Annotated in this window: 14 protein-coding genes; 8 read left to right on the top strand and 6 right to left on the bottom strand. The window is 64.4% G+C overall.

What is annotated here, in order from left to right; translation table 11 throughout:
* Positions 1-515 (top strand): helix-turn-helix domain-containing protein (locus AC1DT2_RS04100; RefSeq protein WP_477294537.1); only part of this gene is annotated, 515 nt, incomplete at its 5' end.
* A gap of 393 nt (positions 516-908) precedes the next feature.
* On the top strand, positions 909-3905 hold the full coding sequence (locus tag AC1DT2_RS04095; RefSeq protein ID WP_477294535.1) for a TonB-dependent receptor: 2997 nt from the start codon (positions 909-911) through the stop codon (positions 3903-3905).
* Positions 3906-3926: 21 nt separating this feature from the next.
* Here AC1DT2_RS04095 and AC1DT2_RS04090 read toward each other — a convergent pair whose 3' ends face one another.
* Positions 3927-4442: a gluconokinase gene (locus tag AC1DT2_RS04090; RefSeq protein ID WP_477294533.1), complete on the bottom strand. Its 516-nt coding sequence runs from the start codon at positions 4440-4442 to the stop codon at positions 3927-3929.
* A gap of 86 nt (positions 4443-4528) precedes the next feature.
* On the opposite strand from AC1DT2_RS04090, the gene ltaE reads away from it, so the two are divergent.
* Positions 4529-5542, top strand: coding sequence for a low-specificity L-threonine aldolase (ltaE, locus tag AC1DT2_RS04085; RefSeq protein ID WP_477294531.1), 1014 nt, complete (start codon positions 4529-4531; stop codon positions 5540-5542).
* A gap of 6 nt (positions 5543-5548) precedes the next feature.
* Here the strand turns inward: ltaE and AC1DT2_RS04080 are convergent, their stop codons facing one another.
* The 4 genes from AC1DT2_RS04080 to AC1DT2_RS04065 form a co-directional block, all read right to left on the bottom strand.
* Positions 5549-6328 (bottom strand): N-acetylmuramoyl-L-alanine amidase, encoded by a 780-nt coding sequence (locus AC1DT2_RS04080; RefSeq protein ID WP_477294529.1) that lies wholly within the window; start codon positions 6326-6328, stop codon positions 5549-5551.
* Entirely contained in the window at positions 6325-6765 is a 441-nt protein-coding gene (locus tag AC1DT2_RS04075) for a hypothetical protein (protein ID WP_477294528.1), read from the bottom strand. Before AC1DT2_RS04075 ends, AC1DT2_RS04080 begins: the two co-directional genes overlap by 4 nt.
* 89 nt (positions 6766-6854) lie before the next feature.
* Entirely contained in the window at positions 6855-7967 is a 1113-nt protein-coding gene (gene zapE, locus AC1DT2_RS04070; RefSeq protein WP_477294526.1) for a cell division protein ZapE, read from the bottom strand.
* Positions 7964-8662: an alpha/beta hydrolase gene (locus AC1DT2_RS04065; protein WP_477294524.1), complete on the bottom strand. Its 699-nt coding sequence runs from the start codon at positions 8660-8662 to the stop codon at positions 7964-7966. Before AC1DT2_RS04065 ends, zapE begins: the two co-directional genes overlap by 4 nt.
* A 21-nt stretch (positions 8663-8683) precedes the next feature.
* On the opposite strand from AC1DT2_RS04065, the gene AC1DT2_RS04060 reads away from it, so the two are divergent.
* Positions 8684-9310, top strand: a complete 627-nt coding sequence (locus AC1DT2_RS04060; RefSeq protein WP_477294522.1) for an acyl carrier protein phosphodiesterase — start codon at positions 8684-8686, stop codon at positions 9308-9310.
* Between the two features lie 73 nt (positions 9311-9383).
* On the opposite strand, the gene AC1DT2_RS04055 is transcribed toward AC1DT2_RS04060, so the two are convergent.
* Positions 9384-9866 (bottom strand): c-type cytochrome, encoded by a 483-nt coding sequence (locus AC1DT2_RS04055; protein ID WP_477294538.1) that lies wholly within the window; start codon positions 9864-9866, stop codon positions 9384-9386.
* A gap of 382 nt (positions 9867-10248) precedes the next feature.
* Here AC1DT2_RS04055 and AC1DT2_RS04050 point away from each other — a divergent pair, with 382 nt between their 5' ends.
* The 4 genes from AC1DT2_RS04050 (at position 10249) to AC1DT2_RS04035 (ending at position 20563) form a co-directional block, all read left to right on the top strand.
* On the top strand, positions 10249-11505 hold the full coding sequence (locus AC1DT2_RS04050) for an efflux RND transporter periplasmic adaptor subunit (RefSeq protein ID WP_477294520.1): 1257 nt from the start codon (positions 10249-10251) through the stop codon (positions 11503-11505).
* Between the two features lie 74 nt (positions 11506-11579).
* On the top strand, positions 11580-14819 hold the full coding sequence (locus AC1DT2_RS04045; protein ID WP_477294518.1) for an efflux RND transporter permease subunit: 3240 nt from the start codon (positions 11580-11582) through the stop codon (positions 14817-14819).
* Between the two features lie 136 nt (positions 14820-14955).
* Positions 14956-18078 (top strand): efflux RND transporter permease subunit, encoded by a 3123-nt coding sequence (locus AC1DT2_RS04040; RefSeq protein WP_477294516.1) that lies wholly within the window; start codon positions 14956-14958, stop codon positions 18076-18078.
* A 247-nt stretch (positions 18079-18325) separates the two neighbouring features.
* Positions 18326-20563, top strand: coding sequence for an NADP-dependent isocitrate dehydrogenase (locus AC1DT2_RS04035; RefSeq protein WP_477294514.1), 2238 nt, complete (start codon positions 18326-18328; stop codon positions 20561-20563).
* Positions 20564-20573 lie beyond the last annotated feature (10 nt).

Genomic DNA, 20573 nt, shown 5'->3' with positions numbered 1-20573 from the left:
GTGTCTATATCGAGCAGGCGGCCAGTTCGGCGCTGGGCGACCACTGCCGCGTGCTTGCGGTGGCTCCCTTGCTGCGTGCCCTGCTGGTCGCCGCCGTGGACGTACCACGTGAATACGACCAGGAGGGACGCGACGGCCTGCTGATGTCCCTGGTGGTCGAGGAGATCGCCAGGGCGCCGACCATCCCGCTGGCCCTGCCCCTGCCTACCGACGCACCGCTCGCGGCGCGCTGCGCGGCGTTCCTCGAAGAACCGCGCATGAGCGAGACCATCGACGACTGGGCGGCCGATCTTGGCATGCATCGCCGCCGCTTCACCCGGCTCTTTCGCCGCGAGACCGGCACGAGCTTCGCGCAATGGCGGCAGCAGGCCTGCCTGTTGGTCGCCTTGCCGCGTCTGGCCGCAGGTGAACCCGTGACGATGGTGGCGCTGGACCTTGGTTACGAGAGCCCGACGAGCTTCTCGACCATGTTCCGCCGCGTCCTTGGCAAGTCGCCAAGCCATTATCGGCCCTGAAACGCACACGTGAACGCACGGTTGACATTCGCGGAATACTCAAGCAGCATGCAACCTCGTTAAGACATTTAGACGTCTATACTGCTGAACCTATCGCAGGCACCCGATCTTGACCATTCAACGCTCAGCCCATGCGCACCTTCTGATCGAAGTCATTTCGATCGGTGCGTATTACTGTTGTCGTCGCGTCTGATCCCCTAGCGCCCCGTGCGCTCCGCCCCACGGGCGGCCGGATAACCCCCTCCCCAGTTTCCCCTTTCTATCGACCTCGCGTGGTTTTCCCGCGCGCGACATCCCGATCTTCCGGCCGCGTACAGCGTGCCGGCCAGTGCGCGTGTACGCGCCGCTATGTGCCCTGAACGGGCATCCTTGATGACTTCATGAGGCACCACCGTGCAAACCAGAATCACGATTCGTCGCCATCTCCTGTCCGCTGCGTTGCTAACGGCGCTCGGCACCGGAGCGGCACTCGCGCAGTCCACGACGGGCGGCATCTCCGGTCAGGTAAGCGACCCACAGGGAGCGACCGTCGTCGTCAAAGGTGGCAACGGCCTTACCCGGGAAGTGAACGTGGACGCCAAGGGGCGTTACAGCGCGAGCCAGCTCCCGCTCGGTACCTACTCAGTCACCCTGCGCCGTAACGGTCAAGAGGTGGAAACCCGCAACGACATCGGTTTGCGAGTTGCCGCATCGACCGACGTGTCGTTCGTAACCGCAACGGCCAACCTCGAAGGCGTCAAGGTCAGCGCATCGCGGCAGGCGGATATCGATGTCACGACGGTCGACTCGCGTTCGGTCATTACCGCCGATCAACTGGCCAGGCTCCCACTGGCGCGCAACGCCGACGAGATCGCCCGCCTCGCACCCGGCGTGGTCTCGAACAGCGGCGGCTACACAGGCCCCACCGGCGCCTCGCTGAACAGTTTTGGCGGTTCGGCAGCCAGTGAGAACGCGTACTACATCAACGGTTTCAACGTGACCGATCCGCAGCGCGGTCTGGGTGGTATTTCGTTGCCGTAYGGCGCCATCGACCAGCAGGAGACGTATACGGGCGGCTACAGCGCGCAGTACGGTCGCTCGGACGGTGGCGTCATCAACCAGGTCGGCAAGCGCGGCAGCAACGAATGGCATGTCGGTGGACAGGTGTTGTGGGAGCCTGCATTCRCACGCGCGGACGCAAGCAACACGTACTACACCAACGGCTTGCCATCGTCGCCGGTAGCCGGCGAACTCTATCGACCCAATGCGCAGGACAAGAGCTGGGTCACGACGGTCAGCACGTATGTGGGCGGCCCGCTCATCAAGGACAAGCTGTTTTTCTTCCTCGCTGGCGAGTTCGAACGTCAGGAGGGTTCGACGCACCAGGCCGTCGACAGTACGAGTCCGGACGTCCAGTACCGCTACAATTCGCCCCGCTGGTACAGCAAGGTCGACTGGAACATCACGGACAACAACATCCTCGAGCTCACCGGTGCCTCGAACACGCGCAAGACCAGTGGCAGCGTTTACGACTACGACTACTCTGACCTGAGTCGCGGCGATCGCATCGGCTCGGCAGATAACATCAAGACGGGCGGCCACGTCTTCTCGGGCAAGTACACCGGTTACATCACCGATAACCTGACGGTGTCGGCGTTGTTCGGCAAGATGAAATTGAGCCAGTACGACCAGCCCGGTGCTTACGACCCGAGCCTTACGTACGTGGATGGCCTCATCAATCAGAATCCTGCGCTCAACGGCGGCAATCCGGTGGGCAACAACCAGACGGTGCAACAACTTTACAATCCCAATCGTAGCCAGCGCACCAGTAACACCCGGTTCGATATCACGTATGTGCTCGGCGACCACACGTTGAGCGCCGGTATCGACAACGAGGTGACGCGAGCGATCGACCAGGGTTCGGAGGCGTCGGGCGATGGTTATTACTGGAGCTATGGTCGCGCCGACCCGAACACGCCCATTTCGACGGGTCTTGGCGTGCCCGCGACGGGCGGTATCGTCAACGGTCAGGATGGCTACTACGCCGTTCGCCATGTCACGAGCTCGCTTGCGAGCGTGCGATCCAGCCAGCGGGCGCAGTACATCGAAGACAAATGGCAGGTGGACGACCGCTGGCTGCTTTCGCTGGGCCTGCGCAACGACCAGTTCGAAAACTACAACCGCGACGGCGCTGCCTATGTCACGCAGCACAAGCCGCAGTGGGCGCCACGGCTTGGCTTCAGCTGGGACGTGAACGGCGACGCCAGCTTCAAGGTGTACGGCAATGCGGGTCGCTACTACCTCGGCCTTCCGCTCAACCCTGGCCTGAACGCAGCGGGCGCGGCGCTGAGTACCTCGCAGTACTTCACTTATAGTGGTATCGACGGGCAGGGCCTGCCGACCGGACTGACGTCTTTCTCGAAGCCGGTGTCTTCCAACAACTACTACGGTGTCCTTCCCGACGCGCAGACGGTCACCGCGAAGAACCTGAAATCCGAATACCAGGACGAGTTCATCCTCGGCTTCACCAAAACACTGGGGCATGACTGGGTTTATGGCGCGAAGCTGACCCAGCGCATCCTGCGCAGCGCGATCGACGACTATTGCGATACCGACCGGATCATCGCCAAGGCCGCCACGCTCGGCTACGACGTCGCCACGACCAACAGCTGCTACCTGTTCAACCCCGGTCGCGCCAGCACGTTCAATCTGATCGACACGTCGGGCCAGCTGGTCAGCGTACCGATGACCAACGCCGAATTCGGCTTTCCGCATCTCGAGCGCCGTTACTACGCACTGGAAAGCTTCCTCGAGCACCCGTTCGATGGCCGCTGGTACGGCAAGGTCGATTACGTGTTCTCGCGCAGCTACGGCGATACGGAAGGCCAGCTGCGCTCCGATGTCCAGGCGACGGCCGCCTCCACCAGTCCGGACTGGGACAACAGCTACCTGATGGAGAACAACAACGGCCCGACGAACAACGACCATACGCACCAGCTGAAGCTGTATGGCTATTACCAGTTGACCCCGGAGTGGCTGGTCTCCGCGAACCTGAGCTTCGTCTCGGGCTCGCCCAAGGTTTGCCTTGGCTACTACGGCCCGAATCTTACCGACCCGGGTAAATACGGTGGGCAGTACCACTACTGCGACGGTGTCGCCGCGACGCCCGGGTCGCAGGGCAGGCTTCCCTGGATTCGCCAGCTGGATCTGGGGACGACCTACCGGCCCGCGTTCGCGGAGGGCAAGCTGTCATTCACGGCAAGCGTCTTCAATGCGTTCAATGACCAGCGTGCGCTCAACCGCTATCCGTACTCGCAGACGGACCCCGGCGTGGCCGACCCGCAATACGGCCAGGCCGTGGTTCGCCAGCTGCCAAGGTACGTGCGGCTTGGCGTGAGTTACGACATCTGACGACGGCCTTCGCGCCGCGACTCAGGACGTGCCGACCTGCGCAGCGTCGCAGTCGGCACGGATGATGCGCTCGATCGTTTCCGCGGGCGCCAGGCTCACCCCGACGCGCAATACCGCCTCGTCGGGAGAGGGTTCCTCGAGTGTCGCCAGCTGGCTATCCAGCAGGTGGGGATCGAAGAAGTGGCCGCTGCGTTGCCCGAGTCGCTGGGCGAGCAGATCGCGCGGCGCGTGCAGATAAACGAAGCGCACATCATCATGCCCACCCCGCAAGAAATCGCGGTAGCGCCGCTTCAATGCCGAACACGCCAGCACCAGGGATTCGCCGCGCTCGCGATGGCGATTCATCTCCGCCACGATCGCTTCCAGCCAGGGCTGACGGTCGTTGTCGTCCAGCGGGATGCCGTGTGCCATTTTTTCGCGGTTGGCGAGGGGATGCAGGCTGTCGCCGTCGATGAAGGGCTGACCCAGCCGGGCTGCCAGGCCTTCGCCGATCGTGCTCTTGCCGCTGCCGGAAACGCCCATGACGATAGTGATCATGGCGCCAAGCATGCCGCAACCGGGGCCGACAATTCGTGAAGTGTGGGGCGTACTATCCGACGCTGGTTCCCTAACGACGTGCCTCCATGGAAATGATCGACCTGCGCAGCGACACCGTCACCCGGCCCACCGACGCCATGCGCGAAGCGATGCTGCGCGCGCCCGTTGGCGACGACGTTTACGGTGAAGATCCCACGGTCAACGCCTTGCAGGAGCGTCTCGCCGGCGAGCTGGGGTTCGCCGCGGCGCTGTTCGTGCCGACGGGCACGCAAAGCAACCTGATCGCCCTGATGAGCCATTGCGAACGCGGCGACGAATACATCGTCGGCGCGGACGCGCATACCTATCGGTTCGAAGGCGGCGGCGCCGCCGTTCTCGGCTCCATCCAGCCCCAGCCCATCCCGCAGGACCCCGACGGCAGCCTGCCCCTGGACAAGGTCGAGGCGGCGATCAAGCCCGTGGATCCGCACTTTGCACGGTCACGGCTGCTGGCGCTGGAAAATACCTGGCACGGCCGCACGCTCGAGTTCGGCTACATGGCTCAGGCCCGCGAACTGGCCACCCGCCGCGGCCTCGGGTTGCATCTCGACGGCGCCCGGCTCTACAACGCCGCCATTGCCTATGGACGACCGGCGCGCGAGGTCGCTGCCGGCTTCGACAGCGTTTCGGTCTGCCTTTCGAAGGGACTCGGTGCACCCGTGGGCTCGGTGTTGCTCGGCAACGCCGCACTCATCGAGCGTGCCCGTCGCTGGAAGAAGGTCACTGGCGGCGGCTGGCGCCAGGCCGGCATGCTCGCTGCCGCGGCGATGCATGCGCTGGATCATCACGTCGAACGGCTCGCCGACGATCATGCGCGTGCCGGCCGACTTGCCGAAGGCTTGCGTCGTATCGACGGCCTCACTGTCACGGCCTGTCACACGAACATGGTGTTCCTCGACGTGCCGGCAGCGCGCCTCAAGGACCTCGCCGCACATATGGCGGCCGCCGGCGTGCGCCTGAGCATCGGCTACCTTCCGTCGATCCGGCTGGTGACGCATCTGGACATCGACGATGCCGCCGTCGAGAAGACCATCGCGGCCTTTGCGTCGTTCTCGATGTAGGAGGCTTCAGCGCGGTGACATCAGCTTGCGCTGCAGCGAATACAGGATCGCGGCGTCGGTGGCATCGAGCGCATCGGTTTCCATCGCGCGGTAATGGCGATGGAAGGCGATGATCGCATTGCGGGGATTGCTCACGTCGTAACCCACCAGACGCATGGCCGCGAGCGTGTCGAAAGCCGGCGGTGCGGGGATGAGCACCGCGTCCGGCCAGAGCCCGAATCCGTAGCGTGCCAGCGTCGCCCACGGAAACTGCACGCTGGGATCGTTCTTGCGGCCGGGGGCGATGTCGCCGTGACCGACCACGGCATCACGCGGAATGCCCAGCCGGGAAGTGAGGTCCGCGAGCAGGTTCACCAGTGCCTGGATCTGCGGCTGGGTGAACGGCGAGTTGCCGTCGTTGTCGATCTCGATGCCGATGGACGACGAATTGATGTCGGTCATGCCGGCCCAGCGCGAGGCACCGGCGTGCCAGGCGCGTGCGTTGTCGTCCACGAGCTGGTCGATACGACCATCTGCTTCGACCAGGTAATGCGCGCTGACGGGACCTTCGCTGTTGCGTGTGCTCAGCACGCGCAGCGCTGCCGGGGCGTCGCCGATGGACGTGTGGTGAAGCACGATGAGCTGCGCCTTGCGCGCATTGAAGTTCGGCGACGGTGTCCAGTGCGCAAGCGCGCTGCGTTGTGGTGCGACGGAGGGCGCGGTGGCGCAACCCGTCATCGCGAGCAGGGCAAGGGCGACCGTCGCAAAGCGCGCTTGCCTGGCGACGGTGCTAGCCCGGTGTGTCATTCGACGCGGAAATCGCTGCTGGTGATGACCCATTCGATTTCATCACCGACATCGCCGGCGTCTTCCCGGGAGGCGACGACGATCTGCAGGTCCACGCAGTCGTGTCCTTCGGAAAGCCACTGAGTCTTCTCCAGCGCCATGCCCGAGTTCTTCAGGGCGACACGCAAGGCGGGGAGGGTGGTGGCGACCAGCTCGATGCCTTCATGGACGAGGTTGCCGCCCATGACCTCGATATCGCAGAGTTTGTCGTCGAGGAAGCGCAGGCGGAGCCAGTCGTTGCCGTCGGGCGCGCTGTACTCGTCTTCGTCGTCCCACATGTTCTCGCCCCCGGCCTTCCAGCCGAGTGCGTCGCGAAGCTTCTTGCGTGGCATGCCGAAGAAGATGTCGGTGGTGTCGCGGCGGATGCCGCGACCGGGAACCAGTTCGCAATGTTCCATGGTGTCCTCGTCAGGTGGCGCGGGAGACCCGCCCGTAAAGCATGAAGGTGATGGGCGGCAAGCGAACAGGCGTCCGCGTCCGCGCCAGATCAGGGTTTATGGTCACGGCCAAGGTAGTCCTCGCTCTGCATCTCGATGAGACGCGATTCAGTGCGTCCGAACTCGGCGCGAACCTTGTTGCCATCGTACAGTTCGGTGATCGGCGCGGCGGCGGAAAGCACCAGCTTCACATGCCGGTCGTAGAACTCGTCGACCAGCAGCACGAACCGTTTGGCTTCGTTCTCGGAGTACACGGTGAACTGCGGCACGTTCGACACGATAACCGCGGGAAATGTCCTCGCCAGTTCGATGTAATCGGCGACCGCGCGCGGTCCTTCGCACAGGGCGGCGAAATCGAACCAGACGATGTTCTCGGCACGCTTGCGCACGGGAACCTCGCGGTTGTTCAGCGCGATTGAACCGCCGTCCACGGTATCTCCCTGCGCCTGGCCGGTAAAGATACGCGCAAGCGAGCGCTCGGCTTCCGCCCCGGGCGGCACCATGTAGACCGATGCCTGGCTCAGCGCACGCAAGCGCCAGTCGCGTGGCGAGATCATTTCGTGCACAACGCATTGCGCCTCGATCGCGGCAATCGCGGGCAGGAAACGTGCGCGCTGCAGGCCATCCTTGTACAGGCCCGACGGCGGCGTATTCGACGTGGTGACGAGGGACACGCCGCGCGCGAACAAGCCATCGAGAAGGCCGGCAAGAATCATCGCGTCGCCGATGTCGGATACGAGGAACTCGTCCAGGCACAGTACGCGGCACTTCGCGGCGAGGCGCTCGGCCACTTCGTCGAGCGGGTTCTGCCGATCGCCAAGCTCACGCATCATCGCGTGGACCTCGAGCATGAAACGATGGAAGTGACGACGCAGGGCCAGCCCCGGCGCGAGGCTGGAGACAAACAGATCCATCAGGAAGGTCTTGCCGCGTCCGACGCTGCCCCAGAGATACAAGCCAGGGACTGTCTTGCGCGGCTCGCTGCCGAGCATATTTCTCAGTCGCCCGAAAAGACCGGCGGCCGGCGGCTCCGGCGTGCAGAGCGCGGCATGGAGGCGGTCGAACTCGGCGATGACGGGCAGCTGCGCGGGATCGGATTCCCAGCGGTGCCCGGCAATGCCGTCCCGGTAGCGTTCGCCCGGCGTCGATTCCGTACAGTTCATGCGGCGCGCGGTCCCGGCAGCCAGCCCTTCACGGCGTTCTTGATCGCACCGCGCAGATCCATCAGGCGGCGATGGAAGAAATGGCTGGTGTCTTCCATGCGCACCAGCTGCGGCCGCCGATTCTCCGGCAGGCTGTCGATCCAGGCGTAAACGGCCTGCGGGTCGACGATCTCGTCGGCGTCGCCCATGACGACCAGCCAGGGGCAGGTCGGCAGTTCGAGGGGGCCGAAGTCCCAGCCCCGGCCAGCGGCGGGGGGCGCGATGCTGATGAGTGCATCGGCTTTGAGTGGCACGGCGTTGCGCAGGGTGACGTAGCTGCCGAACGAAAACCCGGCAAGCCATAGTGCGGCGCCGGGACGCGTCTTGCGGGCCCAGGCGACGACGGCGGCGAGGTCGTCGCTTTCGCCGTTACCGCTGTCGAACTCGCCTTCGGATCCGCCGACGCTGCGAAAGTTGAAGATGACCGTGTCGACACCGGCTTCGCGCACCGAGCGCTCTATCATCGTCACCACCTTGTTGCGCATGCTGCCGCCGTCGGTGGACAGGGGATGACAGATGACGGCGATGGCGTTGCGGGCGACATCGGGGGCGGCGGCCCGGGCCTCGCATTCCAGCTTGCCCGCAGGGCCCGCGAGCGCGAAGCTGGCGGTCTCGTCCGGAAAATGCTCCGGCGCTTCAGATAAATGTTCGCTCATGCCCTTCATGATACCCGCGCCATGAACATCCTGGCCCACGCCCTGCTGGCGGGCGATGACGCGGCACTGCGGCTGGGCGGCGTCATGGGCGATTTCGTCCGTGGCACGCCCGATCTGGCGCTGCCGGCGCGGGTGCGCGATGGGATCTACCTGCACCGGGCCATCGACGTCTTCACCGACAGCCACGACGAGGTGCGCGCGGCCCGCGAGCGCCTGCCGGCACCGTTCCGTCGTTATGCCGGCATCCTGCTGGACATGTGGTTCGACCATTGCCTGGCAAGGGATTTCGCGAAGTGGTCTGGTCGTCCCCTCGACGAGTTCTCGACCGCGTTGCGCGTCGAGATGCACGCGGCGACGCCRATCCTTCCTGACTCGCTCAAGCGCTTCCTCGGTTACATGGACGCGAACGACCTGCCGGCCGGCTATATCGAGCCCGAGGCGATCGGCAAGGCTCTGCGTGGCATCTCCCAACGCCTGTCGCGCGCCAACCCGGTGGCCGAGGCCATGCCGCTGCTGCTGGCCGAGGACACGATGCTTCGCGGCACCTTCGAGAGGTTCTTCCCGCAGTTGAGGGATTTCGCCCGCGGGTGGTGTGGGAGCCGCTTCAGCGGCGATAGCCAGGCTGCCTCAACCCCATCGCCGGCGTAGCCGGCTCCCATAGAGAGCCATAAAAAACGCCGCCCGGAGGCGGCGTTTCATCGGTGAGCGGATCAAGCCAGCCTTACTTCGCCTGGTCGACCATCCACTTCACCGTATTGCCGACCTGCTCGTCGGTCAGGGACGGGTTGCCGCCCTTGGCCGGCATCTGGTTGCCGTCCGGGCCCTTGTAGCCCTCGATGGCGTGCTTGGTCAGCGTGGCGATGCCCTGGGCGATACGGGCGCCCCACGCGGACTTGTCGCCGAGCTTCGGCGCGCCGGCCACGCCAGCGGTGTGGCAGCTGTGGCAGAGGTTGTCGTAGATGGTCTTGCCGTCGGTGCTGCCACCGTAGGCGACCTGCGACGCAGCGAGCTTGGTGGCGGCTTCCTGGGCCGCCAGCATGGCGGCACGGCCCGTGTCACCGGCATAGACCGCGCCGACGGGGGCGATCCGGGCCTCGGTCCGCTTGGCAACGGCGGGGTCCTGGTCCTTCGGGATGTTGCTGTAAATGAAGTATGCCAACACCATCAACAGGACGGTCAGGACACTGAGGCCGGCGCTCAGCATTGAGAACTGACGCAGGAAGTTCTGGTCGGACTTGCTCGGAGAACCGCTCACGCATTGACTCCACTGAATTTGGGTGTGCCGTCCCCCTCCCCGGGATCCGGCGTGCCTGCGGCCGCGATGCGGCGTCGAACCKGGCGAGTATAACGGAACCCTTGCTTGAGTCAGCGGTCTTGAGATCGGCGCTGGAACGGTTCATGGGAAAGGGGCTAAACATGCCGTCAGTCATGGGGGACCCCTGTCAACCGGCATTGTTCAATTCCGTTCCCCAACACCTAACATTGGCGCCGTCGATCCTTAACCTCCGGGGGGTATAACCCCCTTGGCGCACGGCGCGCCCGGTCGGAGCGGTGCCTTCGAGCGGTTATTCATCTGGGAGTTTTACATGTCGCGTTTCTGGAAAATCGCGCTGGCCGTCATTGTTGTCGTGCTGGTCGCGGGCTTCTTCATCGTCAGGAGCCACCATGCCAAGGGGGCCGATGCCGCCGCAGGCGCGCAGTCCAACGGTGAGGGGCAGGGCAAGGATCAACCGCCGGTACCGGTCACGGTCGTTCCGGTGGCCWGCCAGGATGTGCCGGTCTACCTCACGGCCCTCGGCACCGTCCAGGCGCGCAACACGGTTACCGTGCGCCCGCAGGTGGGTGGCCAGCTGATGAAGCTGAACTTCCAGGAAGGCCAGGAAGTGAAGAAGGGCGACGTCATCGCGGAAATCGATCCCCGCACGATCCAGTCCCAGTACGACCAGTCCGTGGCCAAGCTCAAGCAGGACCAGGCCCTCGCGGCCACGGCAAAGAACAACCTCGACCGCTCGACGAACCTCGTCAGCAAGGGCGGCCAGCAGTACGTGTCCAAGCAGGACCTGGACAACCTGAAGAACAGCCTCGACCAGGCCGTGGCGACCGCCAACGCCGACCAGGCCGCCATCCGCGCGGCGCAGGTGCAGCTGGGCTTCACCAAGGTCATCGCGCCGATCGACGGCCTCGCCGGCATCCGCTCGGTGGACGCCGGCAACATCGTGGCCACCACGGACGCGATCGTGACGCTCACCGAGCTGCACCCGATCTACGTCATGTTCTACCTGCCGGAGAAGAACCTGGACCTCGTCCGCGGTTCGACCACCGACGGCTCGCTGTCCGCGCTGGAAGTCTCCGCGCTCGATCGTGTCGACGCGCACGCCATTGCCATGGGCCACCTGGACGTGCTCGACAACACCATCGACACCAGCACCGGCACGTTCCGCCTTCGCTCGCTGTTCGACAACGAGAAGACCCAGCTGTGGCCGGGCCAGTTCGTCAACGTGCAGCTGAAGGTGCGCACGGTGAAGAACGGTCTCGTGGTGCCGGCACAGGCGGTGCAGCGTGGTCCGGACGGCGACTACGTGTATCTCGTGCAGGGCGACAACACGGTCAAGATGCAGACGGTGGAAACCGCCACCGAAGTCGGCGATAGCCACGTCATGCTGAGCAAGGGCGTGAAGGTGGGGGACAAGGTCGTCACCGAAGGCCAGTTCCGCCTGAAACCGGGTTCGAAGATCCAGCCGCTGGCACCGGGTCAGGTGCCCGAGGCCCCCACCGCCGAAGAACTGCAGAAGTCGAAGACGGCCGGCAAGCAGGGTCGCTCGGGCGCCAAGCGCGGCGGTTGATCAAGCAGCGCGCGGCGCGTCCATGACGGACGCGTCGCCCACGGACCGCAAGGTCCAGACACCAGGACACAAACGTGGGCTTTTCGACACTCTTCATTCGCCGACCGATCGCGACTTCGCTGCTCATGGTGGCGGTGCTGTTGCTCGGCATCCTCGGCTACCGCCAGCTGCCGGTGTCGGCACTTCCGGAGATCAGTGCGCCGAGCATGGTCGTGACCACGCAGTACCCGGGTGCCAGCGCCACCACGATGGCCGCCCTGGTAACGACGCCGCTCGAGCGTAACTTCGGCCAGATTTCCGGCCTGACCTCGATGAGCTCGGACTCCTCGGCGGGCCTGTCGACGATCGTGCTGCAGTTCGCCATGGATCGCGATATCGACATCGCGGCGCAGGACGTGCAGGCGGCGATCAACCAGGCGCGTGGCACGCTGCCCAACAACCTGCCTTACCCCCCGGTTTACAACCGCGTGAATCCGGCCGATGCGCCGATCATGACGCTGATGCTCACCTCGGACAGCCTGCCGCTGCGCGACGTGAACAACTTCGCCGACTCGATCATTGCGCAGAAGCTGGCGCAGGTGCAGGGCGTGGGCCTGGTCTCGATCGCCGGCAATGTGCGTCCGGCCGTGCGTATCCAGATCAATCCCGCGCAGCTGGCCAACCTTGGCCTGACCATGGAAGACGTGCGCAGTTCGCTCACGCAGGCCAACGTCAACGCGCCCAAAGGCACGCTCAACGGCAAGACCCAGTCCTACAGCATCGGCACCAACGACCAGCTCGCCGATGCCGCCGAATACAAGGGCACCATTATTGCCTACAAGAATGGCGCCCCCGTGCGTCTTTCCGATGTAGCCAACGTGATCGACGGTGTCGAGAACGACCAGCTCGCCGCCTGGGCTAACGGCAAGCCTGCCGTGCTGCTCGACATTCGCCGCCAGCCTGGCGCGAACATCGTGCAGACGGTGCAGCAGATCCGGCAGACCATTCCGGACCTGCAGAAGGTGCTCCCGGCCGACGTGCACCTGAAGGTGTTCTCCGACCGCACCATCACCATCCGCGCCTCGGTCGAAGATGTCCAGTACACCCTGATCCTGACGATTTTCCTGGTCGTGGCGGTGATCTTCGTCTTCCTGCGCCGCCTGTGGGCCACGGTGATCCCGTCGGTCGCCGTGCCGCTGTCGCTGGTGGGTACCTTCGGCGTGATGGCGTTCGCCGGCATGTCGCTGGACAACCTCTCGTTGATGGCGCTCGCGGTGGCCACGGGCTTCGTCGTCGACGATGCGATCGTGATGATCGAAAACATCGTCCGCTATATCGAGCAGGGTCACGACGCCAAGACCGCCGCGGAAATCGGCGCGAAGGAAATCGGCTTCACCGTGCTGTCGTTGACCGTCTCGCTGATCGCGGTGTTCCTGCCGCTGCTGCTGATGCCTGGCGTGACCGGTCGCCTGTTTCATGAGTTCGCCTGGGTGCTGACGATCGCCGTCGCCATTTCCATGCTGGTGTCGTTGACCCTCACGCCAATGATGTGCGCCTACCTGCTCAAGGCCGACGAACTGCCGGACGCGGAAGACGCGCACGAGCACGCTTCCGCCTCGGGCAAGCACACCACCTGGTCGCGCATCGTGGACGGCTACGGCAGCAGCCTGGACTGGGTGCTCGATCATCGTCCGCTGACCATGATCGTCGCCGCGCTCACCGTGGCGTTGACGGTTGTTCTGTACATCATCATTCCGAAGGGCCTCCTGCCTGAGCAGGACACGGGCCTGATCACGGCCGTGGTGCAGGCCGACCAGAACGTCGCCTTCCCGCAGATGGAGCAGCGCACCAAGGCTGTCGCCGACGCACTGGGACGGGATCCGGCCGTCGCCGGTGTCGCCGCCTTCATCGGTGCGGGCTCGATCAATCCCACGCTCAACCAGGGTCAGCTGTCGCTCGTGCTGAAGGACCGCGGCGACCGCGCGTCACTGGACGAACTGCTGCCGCGCCTGCAGAAGACCGTGGAGAACATCGCCGGCGTGGCCCTGTACCTGAAGCCCGTGCAGGACGTCACGCTCGACACCCAGGTATCGGCGACCGAGTACCAGTACTCGCTGTCGGACGTTAACTCGACCGAGCTTGCCGGCTACGCCCAGCAGATGACCTCCGCGCTGCGCAAGCGCAAGGAGTTGTCGGATGTAGACAACAACCTGGCCGACCAGGGCACGGCGCTGAAACTCACCATCGATCGCGACAGTGCCAGCCGCCTCGGCGTGCCGGTTCAGACCATCGACGACACCTTGTACGACGCGTTCGGCCAGCGCCAGATCTCGACCATCTTCACCCAGTTGAACCAGTACCGCGTGGTGATGGAAGTCTCACCGGAATTCCGCACGAGCTCCGATCTGCTGAACAAGCTGACGGTGCGTGGCAATGGTAACGGCGCCCTCACGGGCTCCAACGCCACCAGCTTCGGCCAGCTGGCCTCGAGCAACTCGGCCACGCCGGCCGGCATCGGTAATACCGGTAATGTCGGCTTCCAGGTCGGCGGTGGCGGCACGATTCCCATCACCGCGCTGGCCAGTTCCGTGGTCACGAGCGCGCCCCTGGTCGTCACGCATCTGCAGCAGCTGCCGGCAGTGACGATCTCGTTCAACCTCGCGCAGGGCAAGTCACTCTCCCAGGCGGTCGCGGCCATCCACGAGGTGGAGCAGCAGCTCAACTTCCCGCCGCAGGTGCGTGGGCAGTTCATCGGCAAGGCCGCGGAGTTCTCCTCGTCGGTCGGTGACGAAGTGCTCCTGCTGCTGGCCTCGATCATCGTCATCTACATCGTGCTGGGCGTGCTCTACGAGAGCTWCATCCACCCGCTGACGATCATCTCCACGCTGCCCCCCGCAGGCGTCGGCGCCTTGCTCGCCCTGCTGATGTGCGGCATGACCCTGTCCGTCGATGGCATCGTGGGCATCGTGCTGCTCATCGGTATCGTGAAGAAGAACGCGATCATGATGATCGACTTCGCGATCGAGGCGAAACGTACCGGCCTGAACGCGCAGGAGGCCATCCGCCGCGCCTGCCTGCTGCGTTTCCGTCCGATCATGATGACCACTGCCGCCGCACTGCTCGGTGCGTTGCCGCTCGCGCTCGGTACCGGCATCGGCTCGGAGCTGCGCAAGCCGCTCGGCGTGTCCATCGTCGGTGGTCTGCTGCTCTCGCAGCTGGTCACCCTGTACACCACGCCAGTGATCTATCTCTATATGGAGCGATTCTCCGACTGGCTCGCGGAGCGCAAGGCGCGACGAGAGTTGTTGCTAGCCGATGCCCGGCCCGCTTCCTGATGGGAAGCGTCACCGGGGGAGATCGCACCACCCTCATTCGCCGGACGGTTCGCCGCCCGGCGAAACCTTTTTCCGGGATACGCGTTAAGACAGGGACGATCCGCGCGATCCAGCACGAGACAAGCCGTCCCACTGCATGAATATTTCCGGCCCGTTCATTCGCCGACCCATCGGCACGTCACTGCTCGCCATTGGCCTCTTCGTCGTCGGCATGATCTGTTACTCGCTGCTCGGCGTCGCAGCGCTGCCGAACATCCAGTTCCCGGCGATCTTCGTCCAGGCGCAGCAGTCAGGCGCCGATGCGAGCACGATGGCCTCCACCGTGGCCGCTCCCCTGGAACGCCATCTGGGCCAGGTGCCGGGCGTGGAGTCCATGCGTTCGAACAGTTCCGAGGGCAGCACCTTCGTGCTGTTGTTCTTCCAGAACGGGACCAACATCGACGCCGCCGCGCGTGACGTTCAGTCGGCAATCAACGCAGCGCAGCCGGACCTTCCGGCGGGGCTGCTCAATGCGCCTTCATACCAGAAGGCCAACCCCAACGACGATCCGGTGATCGTGCTGGCGTTGACGTCGGACACGGTCGCGCCGACCGAGCTCTACAACGTCGCCGACTCCATCCTCGCGCAGCGCCTTCGTCAGCAGGAAGGCATCGCCTCGGTCGACATCGCCGGCAGCGCCACGCCGGCCATTCGTGTCGATGTGAATCTGCGCGCGCTCAATGCAATGGGCCTTTCTCCCGATCAGCTTCGCAACGCGCTCACCGCCGCCAACGTCACCTCGCCGCAGGGCTTCCTCACCGACGGGTACAGCAACATCGCCGTGACCGCGACGGACTCCCTGCATACGGCGGAAGAGTTCGGTAAGCTGGTCATCGCCGTCAAGAACAGCGTGCCCATCCGCCTGTCCGATATCGCCAACGTCTACGACGGCCAGCAGGACGCCTACCAGGCGGCGTGGTTCAATGGTAAGCCCGGCATCCTGATGTACGTGTACCGCAAATCGGACGCGAACGTCATCGAGACGGTCGACCGGATCAAGGCGCAGATTCCGACCATGCAGGCCTGGCTGCCTGCGGGCGTCAAGCTGCACTCGTTTTTCGATGGCACGCCAACCATTCGCGCGTCGTTGCATGAAGTGCAGGCGACCCTGCTGATCAGCCTCGGCATGGTGATCATGACGATGGCGTTGTTCCTGCGCCGTCTCGCGCCAACGCTCATCGCCGGCCTCGCGGTGCCGCTGTCGCTGGCTGGCGCGTTCGTGGTCATGTATTGCTTTGGTTACACGTTGAACAACCTGACCCTGCTGGCGCTGGTGATCGCCATCGGATTCGTCGTCGACGACGCCATCGTGGTGATCGAGAACGTCATCCGGCACATGGATGAGGGTATTTCCCGGTTCGACGCAGCCCTGCTCGGCGCACGCGAGATCGGTTTCACCATCGTATCGATCACCGCGTCACTGATCGCCGTCTTCATTCCCTTGTTGTTCGCCGGCGGCATCACCGGCATGTTCTTCAAGGAGTTCACCGTCACCCTGGTTGCCGCGATCGTCGTGTCGGCCCTGGTCTCGCTGACGCTCACGCCTTCGCTTTGCGGCCACTTCCTCACCGCACATAAGAACGACAAGCCGGAGTCGAAACTGGGCCGTGCGCTGGAGCGAGGCCAGGAGCGACTCATCGGTGTCTACCGTCGTGCGCTCGACTGGTCGCTGCGGCATGCGCTGCTGATGGCCCTCACGCCTCTCGTGCTGGTGGGAATCACCTTCGTGCTCGCCGGCATGGTCAAGGGTGGCTTCTTCCCGCCGCAGGACACGGGCCTGATGGCAGCGCGCGCGACGGCCAGCTCCACCGTCTCGTTCGGTGAAATGAAGGTGCGCCAGGCGCGCCTCACCGAGATGCTCCTCGCCGATCCGGACGTCAAGTCGGTGGGCTCACGTCTGGGCACCAGTCGAACCGGTTCGACTGGCTCGTTCAATATCGAGTTGAGGACCGTGGCGGATGGGCGTGAGGACACCACGTTCGATGCACTCGACCGTATCTCCGCCAAGGCCAATAAATACCCGGACCTCAACCTGCGCCTGCGCCCCATCCAGGACTTGCCCACCGGCGGCGGAGGCGGCACCTCGCAGGGTGGCCAGTACTCGGTCTCGCTCAAGGGCAACGACGTCGAAGAGCTGCAGGAATGGCTGCCCAAGCTGGTCGATGCACTGAAGAAGAACAAGATGCTCAAGGATGTCGGCAGCGATATCGATGCGGCCGGCCTGCGCCAGAACATCGTGATCGATCGCGATACGGCGGGCCGTCTCGGCGTTTCGATCGGCGATATCGATGGCGCGCTGTACAACGCGTTCGGCCAGCGCGCTGTGTCGACGATCTACTCGGACATCAACCAGTACCGCGTGATCGTCAACGCCTTGCCGCAGATGGCGGCGACGCCGGAGTCGCTGAACCAGATTTACGTCAAGGCCGCTTCCGGCGCCATGGTGCCGATGAACGCGGTCACCAAGCAGGTGCCGGGCCTTGCACCGACCCAGATCGTGCACGAGGACCAGTACACCAGCATGGGTGTGAGCTTCAATCTCGCCCCTGGCGTGAGCATGGGCGAGGCGATGGAGATCATCCAGAAGACCATCAGCGGCATGCGCATGCCGGGCGACATCCGCCTCGATGCCGGCAGCGACTTCCGGCGCTTCCAGCAGTCGCAGAGCGACATGCCGCTGCTGATCCTGGCCGCCATCATCGTGGTCTACCTGCTCATGGGCATGCTGTACGAGAGCCTGATTCATCCGGTGACCATTCTTTCCACGCTGCCCGCCGCCGGCGTGGGTGCCTTGGCCGCGCTGGTGATCACCGATACGGAGCTCTCCGTGGTGGCGATGATCGCGCTGGTCCTGCTCATCGGTATCGTGAAGAAAAACGCGATCATGATGATCGACTTCGCGCTGGTGGCCGAGCGTGAGCATCACCTGAGCTCGAAGGAAGCGATTCGCGAGGCCTGCCTCGTACGTYTCCGCCCGATCATGATGACCACCATGGTGGCGATCCTCGCGGCGCTGCCGCTTGCGATCGGCCTGGGCGAGGGCTCCGAACTACGCCGCCCGCTGGGTATCGCGATGATCGGTGGCCTGATCATCTCGCAGAGCCTGACCCTTCTTTCGACGCCGGCCCTGTACGTGATCTTCGCCTGCCTGTCGGAGCGCTGGAAAGCGCGCAAGGCCCGCCGCCGCGAGGCCCRCCTGCTGCGACTGAGCGCTCGGTAGCAACCGATTGATCGGCAACCAGTACATGTGGGAGCCGCTTCAGCGGCGAAAAGCCAACGGAGCGGGGAAGCTGCAAGGCAAATCGCCGATAAATCGGCTCCCACATAACTGCCATGCTGCGGGGCGGCTTTCCCGTTTCGAGCGGCCGCGCCACAATGGACCGGTTTCCCGCTCTCCGGTGCGCCCTTGAGGCTTGCGCCGGTGGGCCCCATGACCTGGCCCACTCAAGCATAAGGCTCGCCGAATCATGTCCAGTTCGCCCAAGATCATTTACACGCTTACCGACGAGGCACCGTTCCTCGCCACCGCTTCGTTCCTGCCGATCATCGAGGCCTTCGCCGGCACCGCCGGCGTGGCCGTCGAAACCCGCGATATCTCTCTCGCCGGCCGCATCCTCTCGCAATTTCCCGATTACCTCACGGATGCGCAGAAGATCGGCGATCACCTGGCCGAGCTCGGCGCCCTGGCAACCACGCCGGACGCGAACATCATCAAGCTGCCGAACATCAGCGCCTCCGTGCCGCAGATGAAGGCCGCTATCCGTGAGTTGCAGTCGCAGGGCTACAAGCTTCCGGACTACGTGGATGCACCCGCCACCGACGAACAGAAAGACACCAACGCGCGCTATGGCAAGGCCATGGGCAGCGCCGTGAATCCCGTGCTTCGCGAAGGTAATTCCGATCGCCGCGCGCCGCTCTCGGTGAAGAACTTCGCTCGCAAGCACCCGCATCGCATGGGTAAGTGGTCGGGCGATTCGAAATCGCACGTCTCCCACATGGACGGTGGCGATTTCTACGGCAGCGAAAAGTCGGCCACGCTCGATAAGGCCGGCAGCCTGCGCATTGAATTCACCGCCGCCGACGGCAGTGTGAAAGTGCTCAAGGACAAGGTCGCCGTGAAGGCCGGTGAGATCGTCGACGCCGCCGTGATGAGCAGGAAGGCGCTCGCCAGCTTCATCGATGCCCAGATCGCGGACGCGAAGGCCAAAGGCGTGCTGTTCTCGCTGCACCTGAAGGCCACCATGATGAAGGTCTCCGACCCGATCATGTTCGGTATCGCCGTGCGCGAGTTCTACAAGCATGTGCTGGGCAAGCATGCCGACGCCCTCAAGCAGATCGGCTTCGATGCCAACAACGGCATCGGCGACCTCTATGCCCGCCTCGACAAGCTCGATGCCGCCACCCGCGCGACCATCGAGGCCGACCTCAAGGCCGAATACGCCCACCGTCCGGCGCTGGCCATGGTCAACTCCGATAAGGGCATCACCAACCTGCACGTGCCCAGCGACGTCATCGTCGACGCCTCCATGCCGGCGATGATTCGCGACTCGGGTGGCATGTGGAACGGCGAAGGCAAGCTTCAGGACGCGAAGGCGGTCATCCCGGATCGTTCCTACGCCGGTGTTTACCAGGCAGTGATCGAGGACTGCATCGCGCATGGCGCCTTCGATCCGGCGACCATGGGCAGCGTGCCCAATGTCGGCCTCATGGCGCAGAAGGCCGAAGAATACGGTTCGCACGACAAGACATTCCAGATCCTGGCGGACGGCAAGGTACGCGTCCTCGCCGACGACGGCAGCATCGTTTTCGAACACGCCGTGGAAACAGGTGACATCTGGCGCATGTGCCAGACCAAGGACGCGCCGATCCAGGACTGGGTGAAGCTCGCGGTACAACGTGCCCGTCTGTCGGCGACGCCGGCGGTGTTCTGGCTGGACAAGCACCGCGCGCACGATGCGCAGGTGATTGCCAAGGTCGAGCGCTATCTCAAGGATCACGACACCAGCGGCCTCGACATCCGCGTTCTCGATCCGGTCGCTGCGACCAACCTGTCGTTGGATCGCATCCGCAAGGGCGAGGACACCATCTCCGTCACCGGCAACGTGCTGCGCGATTACCTGACCGACCTGTTCCCGATCATGGAGCTGGGTACCTCGGCCAAGATGCTGTCCATCGTGCCGCTGATGGCGGGCGGCGGTCTGTTCGAAACCGGTGCGGGCGGTTCGGCGCCGAAGCACGTGCAGCAGTTCGTCGAAGAGGATTACCTCCGTTGGGATTCGCTCGGCGAGTTCCTCGCGCTGGCGGCGTCGCTTGAGCACCTGGGCGAGCGCTACGACAACAAGCATGCCCGCGTGTTGGCGAAGACGCTCGACATCGCCAACGGTCGCTTCCTGGACAGCAACAAGTCCCCGGCGCGCAAGGTCGGCGAGATCGACAACCGCGGCAGCCATTTCTACCTCGCCATGTACTGGGCCGAAGCGCTCGCCGCGCAGAATGACGATGCCGACCTGAAGGCGAAGTTCACCGTCGTAGCGAAGACGCTGGCCGACAACGAGGCAAAAATCATCGGCGAGCTCAACGGTGCCCAGGGCAAGCCGGTCGAGATCGGGGGTTACTACCACCCCGACATGGCGCTGGTCAGCGCCGCCATGCGGCCCAGCCCCACCTTCAACGCGGCACTCGATGTATTGAACGCATCGCGTTGATCGGGTCGGG

The sequence above is a fragment of the Luteibacter sp. P4_E6 genome, assembly GCF_056401535.1.
This window is presented reverse-complemented; position numbering and strand designations above follow the sequence as displayed.